The sequence below is a fragment of the Flavobacterium turcicum genome, from assembly GCF_011365745.1.
In the GTDB taxonomy this organism is placed as follows: Bacteria; Bacteroidota; Bacteroidia; order Flavobacteriales; family Flavobacteriaceae; genus Flavobacterium; species Flavobacterium turcicum.
This window is the reverse complement of the sequence record NZ_JAAOBY010000001.1, coordinates 358,287-383,301: the sequence shown is the minus strand read 5'-3', so window position 1 is coordinate 383,301 and position 25,015 is coordinate 358,287. Positions and strand designations below refer to the sequence as shown.

Sequence of the window (25,015 nt, the reverse complement as noted above, 5' to 3'; positions counted from 1 at the left end):
TAAAGTTTAACACATCATCAATAAAGAATAGTGTTTAAAGTTGCTTATTTTTTTGCATAATGTAAAAAAAAGCAACTTTTATAGCGTTCCTCGCAATTGCTGTTCGCGTTCAATTGACTCAAAAAGGGCTTTAAAGTTACCTGCACCGAAGCCTTTTGCTCCCATTCGTTGAATAATTTCAAAAAACAAGGTAGGTCGATCCTGAACTGGTTTGGTGAAAATTTGTAACAAATACCCATCTTCATCGGCATCAACCATGATGGCTAATTTTTCGATTTCGTTGATATCTTCTTTCATCATACCCATGTGAGCGCCTAAACGTTCTGGAATTGCTTCATAATAGGTATGCGGCGGCGCTGATAAAAACTCAACACCTCTTGCTTTTAATTGGCTCACGGTTTTAATGATATCATCTGTAGCAATAGCGATGTGTTGAATTCCTGGACCTCCGTAAAAATCTAAATATTCTTCAATTTGAGATCTCTTTTTACCTTCGGCTGGTTCGTTGATTGGGAATTTAATACGTCCGTTTCCGTTAGACATTACTTTACTCATCAAGGCTGAATATTCGGTATTGATTTGTTTGTCATCAAAAGAAAGGAAGTTAACAAATCCCATTACTTCTTCGTAGAACTTTACCCAAGTATTCATTTCGTTCCAACCTACATTTCCAACCATGTGATCAATGTATTTTAAACCAGTTGGCTCTGGATTATAATCCGATTTCCACTCTTTGTAACCTGGTAAAAATACACCGTTGTAGTTTTTACGCTCTACAAAAATATGTACGGTTTCGCCGTAAGTGTAAATTCCAGAACGTACTACTTGACCAAACTCATCTTCTTCGATAGTTGGTTCCATAAAAGAGCGTGCACCACGTTTCATGGTTTCTTCGTAAGCACTTGTAGCATCTTCAACCCAAAGCGCTGCTACTTTTACACCATCGCCATGTTTTTTTAAATGATCATGTAAAGGTGAATCCTGTGTTAATGGCGTAGTTAACACAATTCGGATTTTATCTTGTTTCAAAACGTAAGATGTTCTGTCTTTTACTCCTGTTTCAAGACCGGCATAAGCTAAGGATTGGTACCCAAATGCTGTTTTGTAGTAATGTGCCGACTGCTTAGCGTTACCTACATAAAACTCTACATAATCGGTTCCTAAAAGTGGCAAGAAATCTTGCGCTCCTTCGAATATTTTTTCTAGTCCGTACTCTACTGATTTTACTTCTTTTGACATATTATATTTGTTTTTAAATTCTTTTTTAGACGGGAATCTCATAAAAGAATTGATTTGTGATTTTATTAAAATGGTTCTAAATGCTGTATTCATAGCCCTGATGGTAGCGGCATCCTTTTTCTGGCTTCTTTAGCCAGGAAAAGATATAGCGTACAGCAGGAAATAGCTCCTGAAATCCAAGGTAAAAACTTATTTATTCAACCCAAGATTTGTAGTATTGACCATCGTCAAGACCCATAGCCTCTTCAGTAACCATCAGCGGTCGGAAAGTATCAACCATTACGGCTAATTCTTCGGTTCCGGTGTGACCAATACTGCGCTCCATTGCTCCTGGCGCAGGACCGTGCGGAATACCTTTTGGGTGCAACGTGATATGACCTTGCTCGATGTTGTTGCGTGACATAAAATCGCCATCAACATAGTACAAAACCTCATCGCTATCAATATTACTGTGATTGTAGGGTGCTGGAATTGATTTTGGGTGGTAATCGTACAAACGCGGCACGAAGGAGCACACTACAAAAGTACTGGTCTCAAAAGTTTGGTGCACCGGTGGCGGTTGGTGTACGCGGCCTGTGATAGGCTCAAAATTATGAATACTGAAACCGTATGGAAAATTGTAACCATCCCAACCAACTACATCAAAAGGATGCGTGGCATAAATGACTTCATGCAACATGCCCTCTTTTTTGATTTTGATTAAGAAATCACCTTTTTCATCATTCGTTTCTAATTCGTTTGGCAAAATAAAATCACGCTCACAGAAAGGAGAATGCTCTAAGTGTTGACCCGATTCGTTTTTATAACGTTTTGGAGTATAAAATGGAGCAAATGATTCTACGTAAAACAAGCGATTATCCTCTGTATCAAATTCAATTTGGTAGATAATTCCTCGTGGGATAATCAAATAATCACCATACTCAAAAGGAATATTACCTAGCATGGTACGTAATTTTCCTTTTCCTCTGTGGATGAAAATTAGTTCATCAGCATCGGCATTTTTATAAAAATACTGTGTGAGTGATTTGCGCGGAGCTGCTAGACCTATAGTACAATCTTTATTGACCAACAAGGCCTTGCGACTGTCTAAAAAATCGTCTTCTGGTTTTAATTCAAACCCTTTTAAGAGTAATGATTTAATGTTTTTGCCGATGGCAATTTTTGGCTCTACTGAATACGAATTTAAAATTTCTTTTACTTGTGTAGGCCTGTGAACGTGGTAGGATAAGGACGAGTGTCCGTGAAAACCCTCTGTTCCAAATAGCTGTTCGTAATAAAAACCACCGTTTGGTTTTTCGAACTGCGTGTGTCTTTTTTGAGGGAAAGTCCCTAATTTATGGTATAAAGGCATAATTTTTTGTTTTAAAAGTGCAACTAGATCAAGCTGGAAGGCTTTTCATTTTGTTATTCTAAATCAAAAAACAGTGCGCTACTCAGGATTTCTCTTGATTAAGAATTGTAGATACTCTAATAAACCTGTCCAATTTGTTTTCATTATCACAAATATCGTAATTATTTTGAAACTAAATTAAATTTAAAACAAAAAGCCTATACTGAACCAAGTAAATCCTTTAGGCAATTCAGGAGACCACGTATATTTTACTTCTATTGGTCCAATAATGGTTTCTAAGCCATAACCAACTGCGTATCCTGAATATTTAGGAAGAGATACCCAGTTAGTCGATTCAAAAATTCGGTCTCCAATATTAGCAAAATTAGCTGAGAAATTGACATGGTTCTTTTTCAAGAATTCATAGTCAAAAGTACCTGTAGATTTAATGTAGCTATTACCCACCACACTCAAATAATCATAGCCGTATAAAAATTTAAAATTATTTACGGTGCTAAAACCGTAGCCACCCAAAATAAAATTAAAAAATGAAATGCTTTGTTTACCAAAAGAAAAACCAGCATCTGTCTCGAACTTAAAAGTAGTTTTATTGAAAACTGGTGTCACAATAGAAAAATCACCTTTGGCAATGGAGAACGGTTGAAAATTCCCGGTATAATTGGAGGACGCGAAATACGTTTGTACATCACCGGAAAAAAACCAGCCTTTCTTTGGGAAATACTTATTGTCATACGAGTCGTACTTTAGATAACCAAACAAACTGGTGTAAGTGCTGTTATCAACTATTGGATCAACATTAGCCAAAGTTTCTGATTTGATTTTTAGGTATTGCAATTCAAGACCGCCACCAATTAAAAACTTTTGAACAAATAACGACTGAAAATACAGTTGATTAATCAAATCAGAGTAATTAACATTTACCGTATTAATATTAGGATTGGCGTTGGCAACTGGACTAATTGCTGCTGCCACATTGCGACTGAATTGTGTAAAAGTAGACTTAAAACCCAAGCTTAAATTGAAGCCATTTTCGATGTAATAATCAAAGTTATAGCGGATATTATCTCCTAAAATCACATCAAGCGAAGCTACATCATTTTTCAAAAGCGCTTTTTTACGAGTTAGGTTGACCAAAACGCCACTTTTAAATAAATTGTCATAATGAAGTCCAAACTTCAAATAGGTTTTGGTTGGGTTTTCTTTGAGGTTCAAACTCAAGTTAACCTTGTCGTCTTGATTTTCTAATGAATAAGAGATACCACTAAAGTTTTGTGTCGCATTGATATTATTAATGCCACGAAGCAAACCGTCATAAGTTATTTTTGAATCAGGTTTAAAACGAAGTTTACTACTTACATACTCTTTGGTATAATTCGTTAATTTTCCGTAATTAATCGACCCAATGTGCAGACTATCAGTAAGCACATTCAACTTGGGCTTGTGATATACTTGACTCGAAGCAGCTAATTTTTTTATTTGTTCGTACACCCCAAAAGCAGCTTCTTCGCCTTTACGAATAATATCTTTTCCTTTATCGAATGATACTACGCCGTATTGCGAAATATCCGGTTTGATGTAGACATCTGTATTGGCGATATTTTTTTTCATGCGATCAATAGATTGCAAACTTGTAATTTGCACTAAGATTTTCGTAGCATCTTTGAGCTGAGTTCGATCGAGTAAACCATCTTGTACATCGACACCAATGATGATGTCTGCGCCCATTTTTCGGACTTCTTCTATAGGATAATTATTCACAACTCCACCATCAATTAATATTTTACCGCCAATTTCAACTGGTGAAAACAACGAAGGAAAAGCCGAACTCGCAATCATGGCTTGCGCCAAATTGCCTTTGTTAAGTAACACCTCGTCACCCGTTTCGATATTGGTTGCAATACAAATAAATGGCGTTGGTAATTGATTAAAATCGCGAATGTGTCTAACATTTCGCGTAATACGACTTAGTAAATTATAATTGTACATTCCCTTTGACAAAGCCTCAGGAATTCCGATTTTGAGTTTATTAAAAGGTAAAATAAGTGGATACAATTCGTCATTCCGGCGTTCGTAAAAGTTTTTTGAAGAACGAGGAATAAAATCATTGATCAGTTCATTAAAATTTGTGGTTTGAAAAATCGAATCGATTTGTGCCGCGTTATAACCCGAAGCATACAAACCTCCGATAACAGCGCCCATGCTAGTTCCGCCAATATAATCGACTTTTACGCCTGCTTCTTCTAATACTTTTAAAACTCCGATGTGCGCAAAACCTTTGGCGCCGCCGCCACTCAATACCAAACCAATTTTAGGTTTTTTAGTTTGTGCAAACGTGTTTGTGTTCCCGATAAAAAATGAGAAAAGCAGTAAAAGAAAAGTACTAGACCACGCAAAGCCCCAGATAGCAGTGTAAAGCCGCGACGAAAAAAAAGCTATTTTTTCTTGCAAAGCAAGAGCGACGGTAGAAGCTCCTTGGTATGCAGTAGAAAAAAAGCTTTTTTGCGGAGCGCTTGAAACGAATAGCTGGAATAGGCTCATAAGGAAACTACTTTGTGTTGTTGTAAAAGTCGGTAATTTTTTTGGCTTTTGATACTCCTATAACCTCAGAAATTTCTTTTTCAGTAGCCAATTTTAATCTTTTTACACTTTTAAAATGTTGTATCAATGTGAGCATGGTTTTTTCGCCAATGCCAGGAATACTTTCTATGGACGAATTTAGAGCGGCTTTGCTACGCTTGTCGCGATGGTGCGTGATTCCAAAACGGTGTGCCTCGTTACGAAGTTGCTGAATAACTTTGAGCGTTTCAGACTTTTTATCAAGATACAAAGGGACTGAATCGCCGGGATAAAATAATTCTTCGAGTCTTTTGGCAATGCCAATGATGGCGATTTTGCCACGTAAACCAAGATCATCAATACTTTTTAGCGCCGATGACAACTGGCCTTTTCCACCATCAATAATAATTAGGTTGGGTAAAGGTTGGTTTTCATCTAAAAGGCGTTTGTAGCGTCGGTATACAACCTCTTCCATCGAAGCAAAGTCGTTGGGCCCTTCGACGGTTTTGATATTAAAATGGCGGTAATCCTTTTTGCTAGGTTTTCCGTCTTTAAAAACTACGCAGGCAGATACCGGATTAGTTCCTTGAATGTTGGAGTTATCAAAACACTCAATATGTCTAGGCTCCACGGGTAAGCGTAAATCTTTTTGCATTTGCGCCATGATGCGGTTGGTATGCCTGTCTGGATCTACAATTTGCAGTTGTTTTAGTTGCTCTATGCGGTAAAATTTAGCGTTTCTAATTGACAAATCCAGAATTTGCTTCTTATCGCCCAATTGTGGGACTGTGATTTTTATGTTTTCGCCAAGATCTACGGGGAACGGCACAATTATTTCGCGAGACAACAACTGGAAACGCTCTCTTAATTCGATGATTGCCAATTCGAGTAGTTCTTCGTCGGTTTCGTCTAACTTCTTTTTAATCTCCATTGTGTGGGAGCGAATGATGGAACCGTGCGAAATTTGCAAGAAATTGACAAATGCCGCCGCCTCATCAGACACGATCGAAAAAACATCAATATTGGTAATTTTTGGGTTTACCACGGTAGAACGCGATTGGTAGTTCTCTAGAATTTCAATTTTTTCTTTGATTTTTTGAGCCTCTTCAAAGTGCATTTCGGCCGCGAGATTAGTCATGACGCGTTTAAAATCTTTCATGCTTTCTTTGAAATTTCCTTTTAAAATTTCGCGAATAGCATCTACTTGCTTTTGGTAATTCTCTATGGTTTCATGGCCTTCACATGGCCCCATGCAATTGCCAATATGATACTCTAAACACACTTTAAATTTCCCACTATCGATGTTGCTTTTGTTCAAATCGTAATTGCAGGTACGCAATGGATAAAGTTCTTTTATCAATTCTAAAATGGTTGAAACTGTTTTGAAACTGGTGTACGGACCAAAATATTCCGAGCCATCTTTCACCATTCTGCGAGTGGCAAATATGCGTGAAAAAGGTTCTTTTTTGATGCACAACCAAGGATAACTTTTATCATCGCGCAGCAGTACATTATAACGCGGCTGTAAGGTTTTGATCAAATTGTTTTCTAACAATAAGGCATCCGTCTCGGTAGGAACCACAATGTGTTTTATGGTTACAATTTTTTTAACTAGCACGTTTGTTTTGGCCGCATCATGCACTTTATTGAAGTAGGACGAAACGCGTTTTTTAAGATTCTTAGCTTTACCAACGTATAAAATTTTACCTTCCTTGTCGTAATATTGGTATACACCAGGATTGTCGGGCAAGGTCTGTATTTGAAGGGCTAAAGCAGGTGGAGTCATGTAACAAATTTATTCTTCAAAATTACGAAATAGAAATCATTGTAGTTTATTTACAAGCTGCAAAATAATTCAAATAAAATGCGAGCTTAACCTATTATTATCCTTATTTTTATCTTTTCAAGAATTTGTATACACAATGAATACACGCTCTATTACCCTTTTTGGCGAAAGTATTGCTCCTGGAGAGAATAAAACGATCAACGTTGAGATTGCGCGCCTACATACCACGACCAAACTCAATATACCTATTATTGTTCGCCGCTCTAAAATACCAGGTCCCGTAGTGCTATTTTCTGCAGGAATTCACGGGGACGAAATTAACGGAGTTGAAATTGTTCGTCAACTGATTCACAAAAAAATAAACAAACCCAAGATAGGTACCATTATTTGCATTCCCATAATCAATGTGTATGGTTTTGTGAATAAATCTCGTGAATTTCCAGATGGTCGCGACCTAAATCGCGTTTTTCCAGGAAGCAAATCAGGATCATTGGCTAGCCGATTTGCTTTTCATATTCTGACTGAAATTTTGCCTTTAGTTCATTATGCTGTAGATTTTCATGCCGGTGGCGCTAGTAGGTTTAACGCGCCGCAAATACGCATTGCACCCAACAATCCAGATTTAAAAATTCTTGCCGATGTATTTGATGCTCCGTTTACATTGTACTCGAGAAATATTACCGGATCTTTTAGAAGTTCAAGTGAAAAAATGAATGTAAAAATGCTGCTTTTTGAAGGCGGAAAATCTTTAGACATTAACAAAAGCATAGCCACAGAGGGTGTGAATGGCGCTATTCGATTACTTGCTTATTTGGATATGTTAGGGCCAAAACACCGCGTGATTCCACAAAAATCCCCCACCATTTATATTGACAAATCAGGTTGGATAAGAGCTAAATGTTCTGGTCTCTTGCAAGATTTTGACACCGTAGGTACTTTTGTAAAAAAAGGAACTATTTTAGCTACTATCACCGACCCTTATGGTAAATTTGAACGCAAAGTAAAAGCGCCCAACGACGGCTACATCATCAATGCCAACCACGCACCTATTGTGTACGAAGGTGATGCTATTTACCACTTATCAAATGTGGTTGCTGGCGAAGAAGACGAATAAAATATAACAATGAACAAAACTACATTACGACAAAAATATAAAGAACTTAGAAAACAACTTTCAGAGGAACAGCTGGAGGAAATGAGTCTTACTATTGCCAACAAAGTGTTGCAACTTCCTATTTGGGAACGCACTTACTTTCATGTTTTTTTGCCTATTACAGAGCAAAACGAAGTGAATACCGAATTTATTTTACACACATTAGCCGGCAAAGACAAGGAAATAATTGTTTCTAAAGCTGATTTCGAAACGCGCACAATGACGCATTTTCTGCTGACTGACAATACCAAAATAAAGAAAAACGAATACAATATTCCGGAACCTGTTGACGGAATTGAAGTTCCTTCCCATAAAATTGATGTGGTTTTTGTTCCCCTTTTGGCTTACGACAAAAAAGGAAATCGCGTGGGTTACGGAAAAGGCTTTTACGATAAATTCCTAGCGGAATGTAAACCCGATGTAATCAAAATTGGATTGTCGTTTTTTGAACCTGAGGAAATTATTGAAGATGTTTTTGAAGGCGATATACAACTGAACTATTGTGTGACTCCGAATAGTATTCACTCATTTTAATTTTTAATCATTACTCTAGCAAAAGATAATATTCAAGATTTGTCGAAAGTGTTATGCTCCTGGACAAAATATAAACTAATAAAAAAGACCTGTTCAAATTATGAACAGGTCTTTTTTTATATTTTGAACAGCTTTAATCCTAGCTGTTTTGAAATGCCTTTTTGTTGAAGAAAATCAAGATTCCCACTCCTGTTGAAATAGCCATGTCAGCTACATTAAAAATAGCATTGAAAAAAGTAAATTCTTTACCTCCCCAAATTGGCAACCAACTAGGTAAATTACCATGCCAAATCGGAAAATAAAACATATCAACTACTTTACCGTGAAACCAAGTTCCGTAAGGTTGATCAGAAAATGCCGTAGCCAATTGTTGTTGACTGTCGTTGAAGACTACGCCGTAAAACACAGAATCTAAAATATTTCCAAATGCTCCTACTAAAATTAAAGCAATAGCAACAATTAAATAGTTAGAACTTTTTTTCTTAATCGAATCCCATAACCAATATCCAATACCTGCCACAGCACCAATTCTAAAAAGAGTCAAAAATAATTTTCCGTACGCTCCTGGAATTCTTACACCCCAAGCCATACCCTCATTTTCAATGAAAAGTATTTTAAACCATGAAAACACTTCTACTTCTTGACCTAATAGAAAATTGGTTTTGATATAAATTTTTGAAGCTTGATCAACTAGCAACAAGATAAAAATAAGTAAATAGGCTCTTTGTAATGACATTTTAAAAGTTTTATGCTGCCAAAAATAGGCAAAATCTAAAAATTAAATTCCAAATTCCAATAATTGATACAATTAGTGTTGGAATTTGGAATTAATAGTTTGTATTTCGTTTCGAACTAGCGCTGTAAATTTTTTGCTTCGATACTCATTGTAGCATGAGGAACAATCATCAATCGTTCTTTGCTGATCAATTTTCCGGTTACTTTACATACGCCGTAAGTTTTATTTTCGACACGGAAAAGTGCATTTTTAAGGTCACGAATAAATTTCTCTTGGCGAATAGCCAATTGTGAGTTCGCTTCTTTTGACATGGTTTCGCTGCCTTCTTCAAAAGCTTTGAATGTAGGTGAAGTATCATCAGTACCGTTATTCAAATCGTTCATGTAAGCACTTTTAATCAAATCCAAATCGTATTGCGCTTTCTCAATTTTTTTTAGAATCAAATCTTTGAACTCTGCTAAATCAGCGTCAGAGTATCGTGTTGCTTCATCTACCATGGTTTTTTTTTATTTAGTAATTACTATTTTGGTTGTTATTTCGTCAAATTCAATAGCAGTTCCATTTTCCAAATTATCTTCAAAAAGAAGCACTTCAGTCAATGTCTCTGATTTTATGTATGCTTCATTATTTTGTACAGCTTCTTGCAAAGTTGTTTCTGTTTGCAAATAGACTTTAATTTTATCTGTAACTTCAAATCCAGAATCTTTACGAATGTTTTGAATTCTATTTACCAATTCTCTCGCAATTCCTTCTTGCTTCAATTCTGGCGATATTGTGATATCAAGCGCCACCGTAATTCCGTTTGCATTTGCAACCAACCAGCCTTCGATATCTTGCGAAGTAATCTCCACATCTTCTAAGGTTAAAGTTACGGTATTTCCTGCAATTACAATATCAAGGCTTCCTTCTCTATCCAATTGTGCAATTTGCTCTTTAGAAAACCCTTGTATCTCCTTGGAAATCAATCCCATATCTTTACCAAAACGCGGTCCGAGCGCCTTGAAATTAGGTTTAATTTGCTTTACCAAAACTCCAGAAGCATCATCCAAAAGCACGATTTCTTTAACGTTTACTTCTGCTTTTATCAGGTCAGAAACCGCTTCGATTTCGGCTCTTTGTGCCTCGTCAAGTACCGGAATCATTACCTTTTGCAATGGTTGGCGCACTTTAATCATTTCCTTTTTACGGAGTGATAATACCAATGATGAAATGGTTTGTGCCTTCTGCATTTTACTCTCCAACGATTTATTAACATAGTTGTCAACCGCTACCGGGAACTCCGCCAAATGTACACTGTCAAACTTTTCTGTCTGTGTTGCTTGTGTTAAATCTCTGTAAAGTTTGTCCATAAAGAACGGTGCAATTGGCGCACTCAGTTTACTTACGGCCAACAAACAGCTGTATAAAGTTTGGTAAGCCGCAATTTTATCTTGCGCATACTCGCCTTTCCAAAAACGTCTTCTGCACAAACGAACGTACCAGTTACTCAGGTTTTCTTGAACAAATTCTGATATAGCTCGCGCTGCTTTTGTAGGCTCATAATCAGCATAAAAACCATCTACTTCTTTTATCAAAGTATTCAATTCAGAAATGATCCATTGATCAATTTCAGGTCTTTCTTGTACCGGAATCTCCGCTTCTTCAAAAGTAAATCCATCAATATTGGCATACAAACTAAAGAAAGAATACGTATTGTATAAAGTACCGAAGAATTTTCTACGCACCTCAGCAATTCCTTCAAGGTCAAATTTCAAGTTATCCCAAGGGTTAGCATTTGAAATCATGTACCAACGTGTAGCATCAGGTCCGTACTCTTTTAAAGTATCAAAAGGATCTGCAGCATTGCCCAAACGTTTGGACATTTTTTGTCCGTTTTTGTCTAAAACCAATCCGTTTGAAACTACATTTTTATAAGCCACTTTATCAAAAACCAAAGTACCAATAGCGTGTAAAGTATAAAACCATCCGCGGGTTTGATCGACACCTTCAGCAATAAAATCAGCAGGGAAATCTTGGTTTTGATCTATTTTTTCTTTGTTTTCAAAAGGATAATGCCATTGTGCATACGGCATAGAACCTGAATCGAACCAAACATCAATTAAGTCGGTTTCGCGTGTCATTGGCTTGCCCGATGCAGACACCAAAGTAATTTCATCGACTACATTTTTATGTAAATCAATCAAATCATAATTTTCTTCGCTCATGTTTCCGATTTCAAAACCTTTAAAAGGATTTTCTTTTTGAAAACCAGCAGCGATTGATTTTTCTATTTCGTTGTACAGTTCTTCAACCGAACCAATTAAAATTTCCTCTTGCTTATCATCAGTTCTCCAAATTGGCAAAGGAATTCCCCAATATCTAGAACGGGATAAATTCCAGTCGTTAGCGTTTTTCAACCAGTTTCCAAAACGACCTTCACCTGTTGCTTTTGGCTTCCAGTTAATGGTTTCGTTTAGGTCGAACATTCTGTCTTTAACCTCTGATATTTTGATGAACCAAGAATCTAAAGGATAATACAAAATAGGCTTGTCAGTTCTCCAGCAATGTGGGTAACTGTGTACGTATTTTTCGACTTTAAACGCTTTGTTTTCTTCCTTTAATTGAATTGCAATTTCAACATCAACGGAACGCTCCGGCGCTTCGCCTTCGTTGTAGTATTCGTTTTTCACATATTTGCCAGAAAGTGCTCCAAGACCTTGTACAAAACGTCCTTGCAAATCTACTAATGGTACCGGAATTCCGTTTTCGTCTAGAACCAACATTGGCGGAATTTCAGGTGAAGCCTCTTTGGCCACCTTAGCATCATCTGCACCAAAAGTTGGAGAGGTATGAACAATTCCTGTACCATCTTCGGTAGTAACAAAATCACCTGTAATTACTCTAAACGCATTTTCAGGGTTTTGGTACGGCAATACCAACTCCATTAATTGTTCGTATTCAATGTTAACTAAATCAGCACCTTTACAAGCTGCAGTAACAAAAAATGGTATTTTTTTATCTTCTTCTTTGTAATTCAATAATTCGCTAACCTCAGTTACCTCAGTAAATTTTCCAGCAAATTGTTTTCCCACCAATGCCTTTGCTAAAATTACATTGACAGGTTTAAATGTATATTGATTGTAGGTACTCACTAAAACATAGTCAATTTTTGGTCCTACGGTAAGTGCAGTGTTACTTGGCAAAGTCCACGGTGTGGTGGTCCAAGCCAAAAAGAAAGTATCCTCGAAAATATGACCTATCTCAAAAATACGTTGCAATTGAGGCAAGTTATCCTCTTTTACTTTGAATTGTGCTACCACAGTGGTATCCGTTACATCGCGATAACTTCCAGGTTGGTTTACCTCGTGCGATGACAATCCTGTTCCCGCTTTTGGCGAATACGGCTGAATAGTGTAGCCCTTGTACATCAAATCCTTGTTGTAGATTTGTTTTAAAATCCACCAAACGGTTTCCATGTACTTGGATTTGTAGGTTACATACGGATTTTCCATATCAACCCAATAGCCCATTTTTTCGGTCAAATCATTCCATACATCCGTGTAGCGCATCACTGTTCTTTTACACGCTTCGTTGTATTCTTCGATCGAAATGGTTTTCCCGATATCTTCTTTGGTAATTCCGAGTTCTTTTTCGGTTCCAAGTTCAACAGGTAAACCGTGCGTATCCCAGCCGGCTTTACGTTTTACTTGAAATCCTTTTTGAGTTTTATAACGGCAAAAAATATCTTTAATGGCGCGTGCCATTACGTGATGAATTCCTGGTAATCCGTTTGCAGATGGCGGTCCTTCAAAAAACACGAAAGGTTGATTGCCTTCGCGTGTAGAAACGCTCTTTTCAAATATATTTTCTTTTTTCCAAAAATCAAGTACTTCTGATGCTACTGTTGGTAAGTCAAGTCCTTTGTATTCAGTAAATTTTGTGCTCATTTTATCCTTTTCTTTAATCGAAATGCGAAAGTAGTAAATTAAAGTTGAAAGTTGAAAGCCGTAGGTCGAAAGTTACATGCTGGGACAAAACTGAATCTCAACTGCACTCGATTTGACAAACTAGAATACAAGTTTAAGTTAGTTCATTGTCAGTTCGAGCGCAGTCGAGAACTAATGCACCATCTCGACTGCACTCGATGGGAAAAAGCGACTAATTTTTGCAGGCACGGATTGCAAATCCGCACTAACGGCTATCTTATTTTACTCGATCAATTTCACTTTGCATTCTATCTTCCCAATTTTTTCCGTTTCTCTTTTCCAAATATGGTTTTACGGTTTCTGAATATTTTTCTTGCGCTTGGGATTCGATCAAATCTACTATACAACCAGTGTTGCTATATCTAACACCATATTTTTTCCTTACGCTATCAATTCTATTTTGATTTTGTAGTGAATACATCGGAAGCTGAAGTCCTCCTGCAAATTTATAAGTAATATTATCGTTTTTAATATCACGTTTAGCCTCTTGTATTATTTCCTTTTGTCGTTGTGTTAATTGACTTTTTGTCGTTACGTACAATTCGGCAAAATGGTAGATTAAGAATAATAAAAACAGACAATTTAGCGAGAGAAAGACTTGGCTAAACTTAGTGACGAATTTTAAATTTTTAATTTTAATTAAACTTATTAATGCCGAAAAAACAGCGAAACTCAAGAATAATATTAACAGCTCTTTCCATTCAATATACTTAGTGCTCCACCAATATTCAAATTTCATTTCAATAGGTGAAACGTAATCTCCAAAAATAGAAACGAATACTATTAACAGTAGTATTATCGAGTTCAAATAATTGAATTTTATCTGTTTTTGCATTGTTCTTGTATAAAATTCGCTAAAATTCTTTTACTAGAGCGAGTTGGTTACTAAATTAATTAATCCATGGTTACAAAAAGGCAAGCAAATCTCGACTGCTCTCGGTTGGACAAAGTAGCTAATACTTGTGATTACGAATTGAAAAATCGCGCTAGCGAGTTACATCACCCTATTGTTCCATCAGCAATTCCTCCTTTTTTAATCCATTTTCCATTCTCTTTAACCATAATTAGAATACCACTTGATCCAGTCTTATTCTTAAGGTAGGTTACATGAATAATTGCTTTTTTTTGGTCTTTTGTAAAAAGAGGTTCTGAAAAAATTACTGTTGGTATGGAGTCCTTAATCTTTTTGCTTTCTTGTAATAAAATAAGTTTTACTTTACTGTTTTTTAGATCAGATTCTTCCCATTCGTTAATAGTCCAGGATTTGTACTTTTGATTCATTTCATCAAGTTCAATTTTTGAAATGAGGCCATCTATATTTTTTAAAAATACATTGTAAGCAATATTGTTTTCTTTTTCTGCTGGACTTTTTATCATTATGCCATAGGCATATGCTCTATAATAAGGATTTAAAACATTAATAGGATGAAAGGAACTGTCATTGAAGTAGGTTTCTTTAATTAAATAAACTGATTCATAATCGTCTAAAAGAACATTGATTATTTCTTCAGTATCACTATTTACTTGACTTTTTTGACTTTTACAAGAGAAGCAGATTAAAAATACAAATAGTTTTAAAAAAATATTATTTCGCATAATTCTTATTTATTTGATTTTTTCAGTCAAAAAATGTTCTTTAGCGGCTCTTGAATTTGGATTCCATAATAAGCCCATTCTTTAACTTATCAATTAATTTTTAGCAAAAACAAGGTAAATCCTAACTGCACTCGATTGGGCAAAGTAGCTAATACTTGGCGGCAAAGATTGTCAATTCGCGAAAATGGGATTCAAATCCGCGATGGCGGGCCGATACCTTTAAGCGTTTATTAATGGATAAATTGTCTTTAGCTTTTTTATATTTAACTCTTTAAAATTCACTTCTAATATTTTATCAATTTTTGTAGAGTAAAAACAACTTATAAACAGAACTTTCTTGTCTGTTGTTTTGATTTCGGCATAGTAATAATCTTCAAAAGGAAAGTTTCCGGTAGAACTATTTAAGAATCTGTTAGGCGTCATAAAAAATGTTATTTCTTTTATGTTAGCTCTTGATATAAACTCCTCTTCATTTTTAACAATCTTTGTAATTCCGGTTTCATCAATTTTATAAATAATTCCTTTGCTGTTGACATAATGGTTCAAATGAATGATACCTACGGGAATTAAAAATAAAATTAAATATGGTAATGAGAATATTAAAATCGCTCTTTTTTCGAATGGTATTTCGGCGTATGCTAACAAGCCAATATAAGATGAAGTTATCATTAATAACAAAGACAATAATTTAAATTGATTCCATAATGTTATTTGTAGGATCATATTTTTCTCTTAGATTTTTTCTATTTCCTGTAAAGCTGCGACACCATATGTTGTTTCGAATAAAATTAATCCCTGTTTACGGATTTGTTAAATCTATCTAATACAAAACAATATTCCCAATAAGCCATTTGCTCAACTCTGTTGCACTAGCTGTCATGAAAAGGCTTTATGAATATAAAAGCCAATAAATTATGGTTTAATTTCTGTTATAGAGAAACCTGATTTTAATATTGTCACTGTGTCGATAATTCTTTGAGAATAAATTCCTCTAACTATTTCAGGAGAGTCTTTTAAATATTTCAATTTAAAAAACTCTCCCTTATTCTCTTTCGAAATATTTGTATGACCACTACCACTTTCGCTAGAATTGTATTTTTTACCTTTTATACAGTATGAAACGTGAATATTTTTTCCTTTTGGAAATTCTCGTATGCTATCAATTTTGCCGATTGTCACTAAACCATGTTCCTTTAAATCTTTTTCAAATTTTAAACTTACAAATTGACCATATATAATAAATACAGCAAAGGATCCAAAAAACAATAACTTAAAAAAATTTGATTTCTGTTTCATAATTTATTTCAATCTATAAATTCTCATGAAAGTTCGACGCTTTCCCATAACTCACATATAAACGCAACTCCATTTCAAATGTACATCTACAATAAATTACTTCATCTTCCAAACAGCAGTATTTCTTTCTGCTAATATATAAATAAATCTTACAAAAATTGCACTTGCCTGTCAATTATCATGAGGTTGAGCGTGAAGGATGGAAGCGGCATCCTTTTATGGAGTTTACAGAATAAAAGATACAGCGGACAGCCTGACCCGGAGTTTTCACGCAGGGGCACGCCCAATATTTTAGGAGAAAACCTCTTTTAAAACATCGAGTGATTTGGGTTTTCTGAATCCGTGGAGGTGGATGCTGTAATACTCAATCAAGATGCGGAGTAATATTTGGCGTTCGATGACATGAAAGACTTTTTGACTGTTGTCGAATTTTAAATCTAGTAGTTTTTTGAACAAATTGGTTTCGTGCTCCGTGAGTGAACTGATGGCGTGAAAGGGTGTGAAGATGCCTTCGTTCATTTCGAAAAAAGCCATATCAACATCTGAAGTATCGGGGTAAAAACCAAGGTATTTGGTAGTTTCTAATAATAAAATTAAATGGAAATTCGCAATTTCGTCATGATTGTCTAGCCAGTGAAAGGCGGTTTCTAGGAACGTAAAAAGAGCTTCGTTTTCTTCCTCTTCGTGAATGGAATGGTGCAGCATTTCGGAAATAAACATGGCCATTGTGCTCTTGTAAATATCGGAATGTATGGAGTGAAAAGCCGTGCCAATTTTTATCTCTTTGAAATTTTCTAAGGTGCCTTTGTTTTTGTGAACGGCCTCAATTTCAAGAATAGTCAAAGGCTGAAAATAAGCGATTTTTTGATTGGCTTTTCGGCTCGAAAAAGCATCACGAACAAAATAGGATTTGAGTCCATGCGAAAGTGTAAAACATTTTACGATCAAGCTTTTTTCTTGAAATTTTAAAGAGGAAAGCACGATAGCTCTGGTTTTGACTTGCACGGTTTTAGATTAAAGATTTAAAAATTGAAAAATTTAAAGATTTAAAGATTTAAAGATTCAAGGATTTGAAGATTGAAAGATTGAAAGATTGCAGGATTTAATTTTCGCATCAAATTATCTGATAATCATTACTTTTTTTACTTTGGTTTCGGCTCCGTCTGGTACTGCAATAAAGATTAAATATACACCTGAGGCTACTTTGTATTTCCCAAACGCAGTGGTATCCCACTCAATAGTACCGCCTTGTGCGATGGTTTCGTGTACCAAATTACCTGCCACATCAGTGATTTTTACTGAAGCGCGATCAATCAGTCCAGCCACTTTTACAGTACCGGTAAACTCAGGTCGCACTGGATTTGGGTACACGTAAGCATTACTCAAATCATCAGCCGCACCGGTAGCAGTGCCTTTGAACGAAATCATACCTTTGCTTGTGGCTATAAATACTTCGCCCGTGGTAGCGTTAATACCAACATCATTGATCGTATTGCTTGGCAGCGGCGAATTGTTGATGGTAAAATGATATTTGGTTTCTTGACCGTTGGGAGATACTAAAAACAAACCCGAATCGGCAGTGCCAATCCATTTGTTATTGGCGCCATCAACAGCTATGGCTGTGATGAATTGCTCAAATAATAACTCTTGGGCCAAATTATCTTCTTCAATAATAATCGGATTGGCTTTAATTTGTTCCTCATCCTGAAAGGCACCAAGGTTAGAAACCACTCGCAAACCCTTGGCAGTACCAATCCACAATTGATTGCGATTGTCTATAACTGCCGTTCGAACATTAGCAACCGGTAAATTGCCTGTGTCTGCTCCGCTAGTAATTTTTTTAAATTTTAAAGGATTTTCGCTAAAGCCAATCACACCATCACCACTGGTAGGCAACCATTTTACACCGTTGCGATCAATAGCAATGTTTGCAAAATTATTTTCTTGCGGATCCGATAAAATACTTCTCATATCAAAGCTCTGCCATTGCCCATTGGGGCGTAGTACTTTGATTCCGTTATTGATTCGGCTGTTGGTTACCCATAAATTTCCGGTTTTATCAAATGCGGTTCCATTGATTCGGATATCAATATAATTAGGTCCGCCAAAAGTAAGCGACTCCAAGCCGCTATTGGTTTGATTGAACAAAACGGTAGGGACTTCTTTTACTATTTTTAATAATCCTGAAAAAAAGGAACTAGCATAAACCTCGTCTTCATTGGCTGGATTAACGATAATTTTTGTCATGGATTGCGCTCCTAAAACTCGGTTGTAAGGAATGTTGTTCCAGCCCTCTGAATTGTATTTACTAATCCCAAAACTATCCAATGGATACGGGTTATAATCAGCGGCATAGTCACCATAAACAGTCCAAACCGAAGATGGCGTAACTTGCATTGAGAAAATATTATTCCGAGACGGACCAATAGGAGTTGTGTTTTCAAATTTTCCGCCTGCCGTTATCAAAGTACGGTACAAACCATTCGCTGTGGTCCCGATATAAACGTTATTATTCAGCACCGTTGCACATGTAAAAGGACTTTGAATATCTGGAATTTGATTGCTACTAATTTGACGAATCATCACCATTTGACTGTTATAAATACTTACTGAAGTAGCGGTTGTAAACACCAAATACTCAGCAAGAGCGCGCATATTGACAGCCGCAGCGGGAAGTTGAGCAAAAGATGTAAATGAAGTTGTTGCTGGATTGTATCTCTGAATATTTCCTGAAGACGAAACGGCATACAAATCAGCACCAAACGCGGCAATTCCTAACCACGAACCTGAAGCTCTCGTTTGCCATTGTTGAAAGTCGTTTAAATTTGGATTGTTAATGGCAGCGCTGCGTATGCCTGCAGCGGTGGCTGCATAAATAAATCCGTTATGAACAGTGGTTTGATAAATTGCAATCTCGGCACCATTATCACCAATAAAATAAGTATCGCCAAACTGAAGCGTTGTTAAATTGAATTGAACAATCCCAAAATTACAGGCAACATAAACAATTCCTAGGTGTTCAAAAAAGTGATTTATTTTTTTGAGATTAGGAGCAAGCTGTTTGTTAATGATGTCTACAAGATTCAACTTGCTTCCATCGGCGTCGTTCACTACAATTAATAAACCGTTTTCATACCCTATTAAGGTTTTGTTTGCTGTTTTACTGTACAACAAAGCCGAAATCGTTTGACCCGAAAGACCGTCAATTGTGGTGGTAGTTTTTATTTCGTTACTAACTGCGTTTCTGGTAAATAAAGCATTCTCTGAAGCAGCAATGACAGCCGAATTTGTTTCGGTGATAGCGTTTATTTGCGAGTACGAAAAATATCCCTGCCACGACAAGTTATTTTGAGCAAAAGTAGCCCAGCTTACAAGGACGAAAAGAATGGTAAAAAATTGTTTTTTCATAAGTAACGCGCCTAGGGCTTACAAATATAAAACAAACGAAACTCTTATAATTTTGTTGCCAAAAAAAAATGCCTTTTATCGCAATGATAAAAGGCATTTTAAAATTAGGTTGTAACAATTTATACTACCCCTTGAGCAAGCATAGCATCGGCTACTTTTACAAATCCTGCAATGTTAGCTCCTTTTACGTAGTTCACATAACCGTCTGCGTCAGTCCCGTATTGTTTACATTGATTGTGAATACCAACCATGATTTCTTTTAATCTACCGTCAACTTCTTCACTTGTCCAGTTCAAACGAATAGAGTTTTGAGTCATCTCTAATCCAGATGCTGCTACACCACCCGCATTAGCTGCTTTTCCTGGTGCAAAAAGTACTTTTGCGTTCAAGAATTCTTTGATAGCCTCTAAAGTACATGGCATGTTTGCTGCTTCAGTAACACACATTACTCCATTAGCAATCAATTTTTTAGCATCTTCTTCGTTCAATTCGTTTTGAGTTGCACAAGGAATAGCCACATCAACTTTTACTTCCCAAACGCTTTTTCCTTTGTGGAATTCTGCATTTGGATATTTTTCAAGGTAAGCTTCGGCTCTGTTATCTCCTCTTGCTCTCATTTCAAGCATGAAGTCAATTTTATCTCCAGAAATACCTTCTGCATCATAAATATATCCATCAGGACCAGAAATAGTAACTACTTTTCCGCCTAAATCATTCACTTTTAACGCAACACCCCAAGCTACGTTTCCGAAACCTGAAATAGAAACCGTTTTACCTGCGATGTGTTGGCCAATAGTGTTCAACATTTGCTCAGCAAAATAAACTACACCGTATCCTGTTGCTTCTGGTCTGATCAAAGATCCTCCGTAAGCCAATCCTTTACCTGTTAACACACCTGTAAACTCGTTGCGAATTCTTTTGTATTGACCAAATAAGTAACCAATTTCTCTGGCTCCTACACCAATATCACCTGCTGGAACGTCCAACTGTGGTCCAATGTGTCTGCACAATTCTGTCATAAACGATTGGCAAAAACGCATTACTTCAGCATCTGATTTACCTTGTGGGTCAAAATCAGAACCTCCTTTACCACCACCCATTGGTAATGTTGTTAAACTGTTTTTAAAAACTTGTTCAAAAGCCAAGAACTTTAAAACTGACAAGTTTACTGAATGATGAAAACGGATTCCTCCTTTGTACGGACCAATTGCAGAGTTCATTTGAATTCTGAAACCTCTGTTTACTTGAATTTCTCCTGCATCATCAACCCATGGAACGCGGAAAATAATAGAACGTTCTGGTTCAGCAATTCTTAAAAGTAGGTTCTTACCATCGTATTTTTTTTGCTCTGCAATAAATGGAATTACAGTCTCTGCAAACTCCCTAACAGCTTGAATAAATTCAGGTTCATTTGGATTTTTGGCCTCTACTTGAGCCATAAAATCATTTATTTTTAGTAACATAGATTTAATGTGATTAATTAAGAAAACGATTTCGTTATAATTTACAAAGATACATCTTATAAAAATATTCAAACTTAGTTTTTTTATTTTATCTTCCGAATTATCTTTTTTTTAACCTTCTATAAAAATTTGCATTTAGGACTTCTTTATTTAATCCAAATCACTGCAACTTTCGTAACTAAATAGTAAATTATCTGCTTTTTTTTAATTTTAAAATATTTTTAGAAATGAGCATTGTTTTTATATATTTGTCATGATTTGAAAATATCACTTCCTAATGATCAAACAGCTAATACCACTTCTAGGAATATTACTTGGATTTACCCTAAATTCCAACGCACAATTTGGCGGATTTTCACACGAGGTGGGAGTTATTGCTGGTCCAGTTGCTTTTCAATCAGACTACGGTGAGCGTTACGATTTATCAACTAATGCAGGTAATACTGGTTTTGGAATTGGACTTATACATTATCTCAATTTTTCATACAAAGCAGATTGTAATTGCTACACTCCTGAAACTTATTTTAACGATCATTTCAAATTAAGATCTGAATTATCATTCAACAAAACCAACTTGAAGCATTTTGGTCAATACGTTGATCCAAGCATTACCTCACTCGGAGCACAGCAATTGCGAGCTATGGAAGGAAGTACTGCTGTGACAAATTTAGGAATGCAATTGGAGTTTTTCCCTTGGAGCATTCGTGATTTCTCAGCAAGAAATGGAAGTTTTGGTCCTTTTGTGAGTTTGGGAGGACAATTTAGTTATTACAACGCCAAAGCGTCATCATCACTAGGAGAACTAGGAACACCACTCACTACTTTTCCTAAGTACCTTACTCCATCTGAAGGGAGACCTTATGGTTTTTCTACAGAAAGTGGCACGGTTTGGTCTGTAGTTACCAGTGTGGGCACACGTTATAAACTAAGCCCATTGCGTGATTTAATGGTTGATTTGCGCTTTCAATATTACTTTTCGAATTGGGTAGATGGCTTAAATCCTAACCCAGATATTTATAAAGAAAACAAAGCAAACGATTGGTTGGTTTGGTTCAACGTCGGATACATTTATTACTTGGATTAATTACACTTTGATTTAAAAAAGAAACCCCAACACTCAACAGTATTGGGGTTTCTTTTTGGAATTATGCGAGTGCTTGTTTTAAATCGTCGATTAAATCATCAGCATCTTCAATACCAACGCTTAATCGCACTAAATCATCGGTGATTCCTATTTCTTTTCGTTTGTCTTCCGGGATAGATGCGTGTGTCATTAATGCAGGATGATTCGCTAAAGATTCAACGCCACCAAGCGATTCGGCCAAAGTAAATACCTTCACTTTTTCAAGAAAGTCAATGGCATCCTCTTTTTTACCAGATACAAATGTAAAAGATACCATTCCGCCAAAACCGCTCATTTGTTTTTTAGCAATTTCGTGAAACGGATGACTTGGCAATCCAGGATAGTAAACCGTTTTAATTTTTGGATGATTACTCAAAAATTCGACCACTTTAGCACCATTTTCACAATGTCTTTGTACACGCAAATGCAAGGTTTTAATTCCTCGAAGTACTAAAAAACTATCCATTGGCCCAAGTGTGGCGCCGGTTGCAAATTGTTGAAAATGTAATTGTGCTCCTAAAGCTTCGTCTTTTACAATTAAAGCTCCCGCAATTACATCTGAGTGACCGCCTAAATATTTGGTTGCTGAGTGCATTACGATATCAGCTCCTAAGTCTAACGGTTTTTGCAAATACGGCGTTGCAAAAGTGTTATCAACAGCAAAAAGTATGTTCTGTTCCTTAGTGATTTTTGCAATTTCTTGAATATCGGCTAATTTCATCAAAGGATTGGTAGGAGTTTCAACCCAAACCATTTTGGTGTTTTCATTGATTAACGACTGGAATTTATCCAAATCATTCATATCTACAAAATGGAATTTTATTCCAGAATCCTTGTATACACGTGTGAACATGCGGTACGTTCCGCCGTACAAATCATCCATTGCAATGATTTCATCACCTGCTTTAAACGAACGCAACACACAATCTGTAGCTGCCAATCCTGACGAAAAAGCCAATCCACGAGTTCCGTTTTCGATACTTGCCAATGCATTTTCAAGTGCTGAACGCGTAGGATTTGCGGCTCTACTGTACTCATAATCTGGATTTAACGGCTGCCCCGGACTAGTTTGTACAAAGGTAGAAGTTTGATATACGGGCGGCATTACAGCTCCGGTGCTTGGATCATGGTGTTGACCACCGTGAATTGCTTTAGTATTGAATTTCATATGTCTTAATTTATTGTTTTTTAAAAATGATATTTGATTCGCCTGATTTCATTGGTGCATGCGACCAATTGAAAGTCATCCTCATCTCCTATCGTTTGATTTTATTACCTAAAAGTTTCACAAATTTACCCTTTAATTTATACTTAGCAAGTCACAACTTGATACCTTTGTATTTAATTAACAATTGCCTCATGAAACCCTATTTCTTTTTTGCCACGCTCTTGCTTTTATTAAGTAGTTGCACCAAGGACCTTCAATTTATAACCGAAACGTATCAGAAAAAATCTAAAATTGCGTGTGCTGAAAACTGCCCCCAAATTGACATAAAAATTCCCGTAGCCAGCAACAAAGATGTGGTAGCTGATAGCATCAACAAAAGAGTATTTTCGGTTTTAAAAGAGATCGTTTATTTTGGCGAAAAACCATACGAAGCAACCACCTATGATGGATTAACAAAAGCTTTTATCGATTCGTACGAGGCATTACAAAAAGATTTTCCCGGAGAAACAATGGGTTGGGAAGCTACTGTTTCGGGTAAAATAAAATACCAATCGGCAGCGGTGCTCAATATTGAAATTAATCATTACACCTATACGGGTGGCGCTCACGGCTACCAAGGATTGCGCTCTTTATTGTTTGACCCCACAACGGGAAAAGCTTTGACAAATGAAACAATATTTAATGATGTAGCTGGTTTTAAGGCTTTCGCCGAAAAAAAATTCAGAGCCAAATACAAAATCCCGAGTTCAGCTTCGATCAATTCAACTGGGCTGATGTTTGAAGAAGATCAATTTGCGCTTCCGCAAACTATTTTTTACACCGACAAGGGATTGCTGCTTTATTACAACTCCTACGAAGCCGCCTCTTACGCCGATGGCCCAAAAGAATTACTCTTGCCTTACGACACTATTGACGAGTACTTGTCACTAAAATAAGATTTTCTTAGCACTACTACTCGCACTAGCCCTGACAGCAGTGAAAATCCTGTGGGCCCAAAACCCTATTTTTTCTTGGTAGAAAAGAGCGACCACAGGAAGCTCCTTTTATGCCTTAGAAAAAATGGTTTTGGACCCACAGATTGTAACGAATGGCAGGAAATAGCTCCTGAAATCCTGAATTATTTGCTTAAATAAATTTGCGAATCATGAGCATGCAACCTATGTGAAGCCCTTCGTGAAAATTGCTAAAAGCCATGGCATCGAGTGCGTTGTTCAATACATGACCGCCAGTAGATGTGGTGTAAGATGTGTAATTTTGAAAAAGGTTTTGCTCAAAATCTACCTGAGTTTGCTGCAACGTATACGTTAAAAGATGTTTAATTTCATCTACTTCGGCTTGTGATGCATCGGTTTCAGGGCGGGTTCCTTTCATATATTTTTCGACCAATTCATTAGAGACCAAAAGCGGCAAACCCGACAGTTTGTAAACCAAAATTTGCTGCGAAACGATAATGTGTCCGATGTTCCAAATCAAATTATTGTTGAATCCCGGCGGAATGGTATTGAGTTGCGCCAAGGAATAGTTTTCAAGAAAAGTAGAAATCATTTTTCTGCTTGTGGTTGTAACGTCAAATACTTGCTTCATTTTTTTATATTTTTTGATAAAAATAATCAATTTACGTGGCAAATGAATTTTCTTTGC

At 36.4% G+C, this 25,015-nt stretch carries 20 protein-coding genes; 4 read left to right on the top strand and 16 right to left on the bottom strand.

The window, feature by feature from the left end:
• Positions 1-78 precede the first annotated feature (78 nt).
• From hppD to uvrC, 4 genes are all read right to left on the bottom strand, one after another.
• Entirely contained in the window at positions 79-1,239 is a 1,161-nt protein-coding gene (gene hppD, locus G9Q29_RS01710) for a 4-hydroxyphenylpyruvate dioxygenase (protein ID WP_166132778.1), read from the bottom strand.
• 193 nt (positions 1,240-1,432) lie between these two features.
• Positions 1,433-2,590 (bottom strand): homogentisate 1,2-dioxygenase, encoded by a 1,158-nt coding sequence (locus tag G9Q29_RS01705; RefSeq protein ID WP_166132777.1) that lies wholly within the window; start codon positions 2,588-2,590, stop codon positions 1,433-1,435.
• Positions 2,591-2,773: 183 nt separating this feature from the next.
• Positions 2,774-5,128 (bottom strand): patatin-like phospholipase family protein, encoded by a 2,355-nt coding sequence (locus tag G9Q29_RS01700; protein WP_166132776.1) that lies wholly within the window; start codon positions 5,126-5,128, stop codon positions 2,774-2,776.
• A gap of 7 nt (positions 5,129-5,135) precedes the next feature.
• Entirely contained in the window at positions 5,136-6,932 is a 1,797-nt protein-coding gene (gene uvrC / locus G9Q29_RS01695) for an excinuclease ABC subunit UvrC (RefSeq protein WP_166132775.1), read from the bottom strand.
• A gap of 136 nt (positions 6,933-7,068) precedes the next feature.
• On the opposite strand from uvrC, the gene G9Q29_RS01690 reads away from it, so the two are divergent.
• Positions 7,069-8,046, top strand: a complete 978-nt coding sequence (locus G9Q29_RS01690; RefSeq protein ID WP_166132774.1) for a succinylglutamate desuccinylase/aspartoacylase family protein — start codon at positions 7,069-7,071, stop codon at positions 8,044-8,046.
• Between the two features lie 9 nt (positions 8,047-8,055).
• Positions 8,056-8,619, top strand: a complete 564-nt coding sequence (locus G9Q29_RS01685; protein WP_166132773.1) for a 5-formyltetrahydrofolate cyclo-ligase — start codon at positions 8,056-8,058, stop codon at positions 8,617-8,619.
• A 139-nt stretch (positions 8,620-8,758) separates the two neighbouring features.
• Here G9Q29_RS01685 and G9Q29_RS01680 read toward each other — a convergent pair whose 3' ends face one another.
• From G9Q29_RS01680 to gdhA, 10 genes are all read right to left on the bottom strand, one after another.
• A complete protein-coding gene (locus tag G9Q29_RS01680) occupies positions 8,759-9,355 on the bottom strand; it encodes a lipoprotein signal peptidase (protein WP_166132772.1) in 597 nt (198 codons plus the stop codon).
• A 116-nt stretch (positions 9,356-9,471) separates the two neighbouring features.
• The gene (locus G9Q29_RS01675) at positions 9,472-9,852 is read right to left on the bottom strand and encodes a TraR/DksA family transcriptional regulator (RefSeq protein ID WP_166132771.1); all 381 of its coding nucleotides are present in this window, start codon (positions 9,850-9,852) and stop codon (positions 9,472-9,474) included.
• A 9-nt stretch (positions 9,853-9,861) separates the two neighbouring features.
• Positions 9,862-13,281 (bottom strand): isoleucine--tRNA ligase, encoded by a 3,420-nt coding sequence (ileS, locus tag G9Q29_RS01670; RefSeq protein WP_166132770.1) that lies wholly within the window; start codon positions 13,279-13,281, stop codon positions 9,862-9,864.
• A gap of 256 nt (positions 13,282-13,537) precedes the next feature.
• Positions 13,538-14,059, bottom strand: coding sequence for an FEKKY domain-containing protein (locus G9Q29_RS01665; protein ID WP_205729815.1), 522 nt, complete (start codon positions 14,057-14,059; stop codon positions 13,538-13,540).
• A 260-nt stretch (positions 14,060-14,319) separates the two neighbouring features.
• Positions 14,320-14,916: a hypothetical protein gene (locus G9Q29_RS01660; protein ID WP_166132768.1), complete on the bottom strand. Its 597-nt coding sequence runs from the start codon at positions 14,914-14,916 to the stop codon at positions 14,320-14,322.
• Positions 14,917-15,135: 219 nt separating this feature from the next.
• On the bottom strand, positions 15,136-15,639 hold the full coding sequence (locus G9Q29_RS01655; RefSeq protein WP_166132767.1) for a hypothetical protein: 504 nt from the start codon (positions 15,637-15,639) through the stop codon (positions 15,136-15,138).
• A gap of 189 nt (positions 15,640-15,828) precedes the next feature.
• Positions 15,829-16,212 (bottom strand): hypothetical protein, encoded by a 384-nt coding sequence (locus G9Q29_RS01650; protein ID WP_166132766.1) that lies wholly within the window; start codon positions 16,210-16,212, stop codon positions 15,829-15,831.
• Positions 16,213-16,503: 291 nt separating this feature from the next.
• Positions 16,504-17,217, bottom strand: coding sequence for a DNA repair protein RecO (gene recO / locus G9Q29_RS01645; protein WP_166132765.1), 714 nt, complete (start codon positions 17,215-17,217; stop codon positions 16,504-16,506).
• A 114-nt stretch (positions 17,218-17,331) separates the two neighbouring features.
• On the bottom strand, positions 17,332-19,620 hold the full coding sequence (porZ, locus tag G9Q29_RS01640) for a type IX secretion system anionic LPS delivery protein PorZ (protein WP_166132764.1): 2,289 nt from the start codon (positions 19,618-19,620) through the stop codon (positions 17,332-17,334).
• A gap of 119 nt (positions 19,621-19,739) precedes the next feature.
• On the bottom strand, positions 19,740-21,083 hold the full coding sequence (gene gdhA, locus G9Q29_RS01635; protein ID WP_166132763.1) for an NADP-specific glutamate dehydrogenase: 1,344 nt from the start codon (positions 21,081-21,083) through the stop codon (positions 19,740-19,742).
• A 277-nt stretch (positions 21,084-21,360) separates the two neighbouring features.
• Here gdhA and G9Q29_RS01630 point away from each other — a divergent pair, with 277 nt between their 5' ends.
• Positions 21,361-22,167, top strand: coding sequence for a THC0290_0291 family protein (locus G9Q29_RS01630; RefSeq protein ID WP_166132762.1), 807 nt, complete (start codon positions 21,361-21,363; stop codon positions 22,165-22,167).
• Positions 22,168-22,228: 61 nt separating this feature from the next.
• Here G9Q29_RS01630 and G9Q29_RS01625 read toward each other — a convergent pair whose 3' ends face one another.
• Entirely contained in the window at positions 22,229-23,407 is a 1,179-nt protein-coding gene (locus G9Q29_RS01625) for a cystathionine gamma-synthase (RefSeq protein ID WP_317164726.1), read from the bottom strand.
• Between G9Q29_RS01625 and G9Q29_RS01620 the strand changes: the two genes are divergently transcribed.
• Positions 23,401-24,309, top strand: a complete 909-nt coding sequence (locus G9Q29_RS01620; protein WP_225872871.1) for a DUF3298 and DUF4163 domain-containing protein — start codon at positions 23,401-23,403, stop codon at positions 24,307-24,309. The genes G9Q29_RS01625 and G9Q29_RS01620 overlap by 7 nt on opposite strands.
• Before the next feature lie 190 nt (positions 24,310-24,499).
• Here the strand turns inward: G9Q29_RS01620 and G9Q29_RS01615 are convergent, their stop codons facing one another.
• Entirely contained in the window at positions 24,500-24,958 is a 459-nt protein-coding gene (locus G9Q29_RS01615) for a DinB family protein (RefSeq protein WP_166132759.1), read from the bottom strand.
• Positions 24,959-25,015 lie beyond the last annotated feature (57 nt).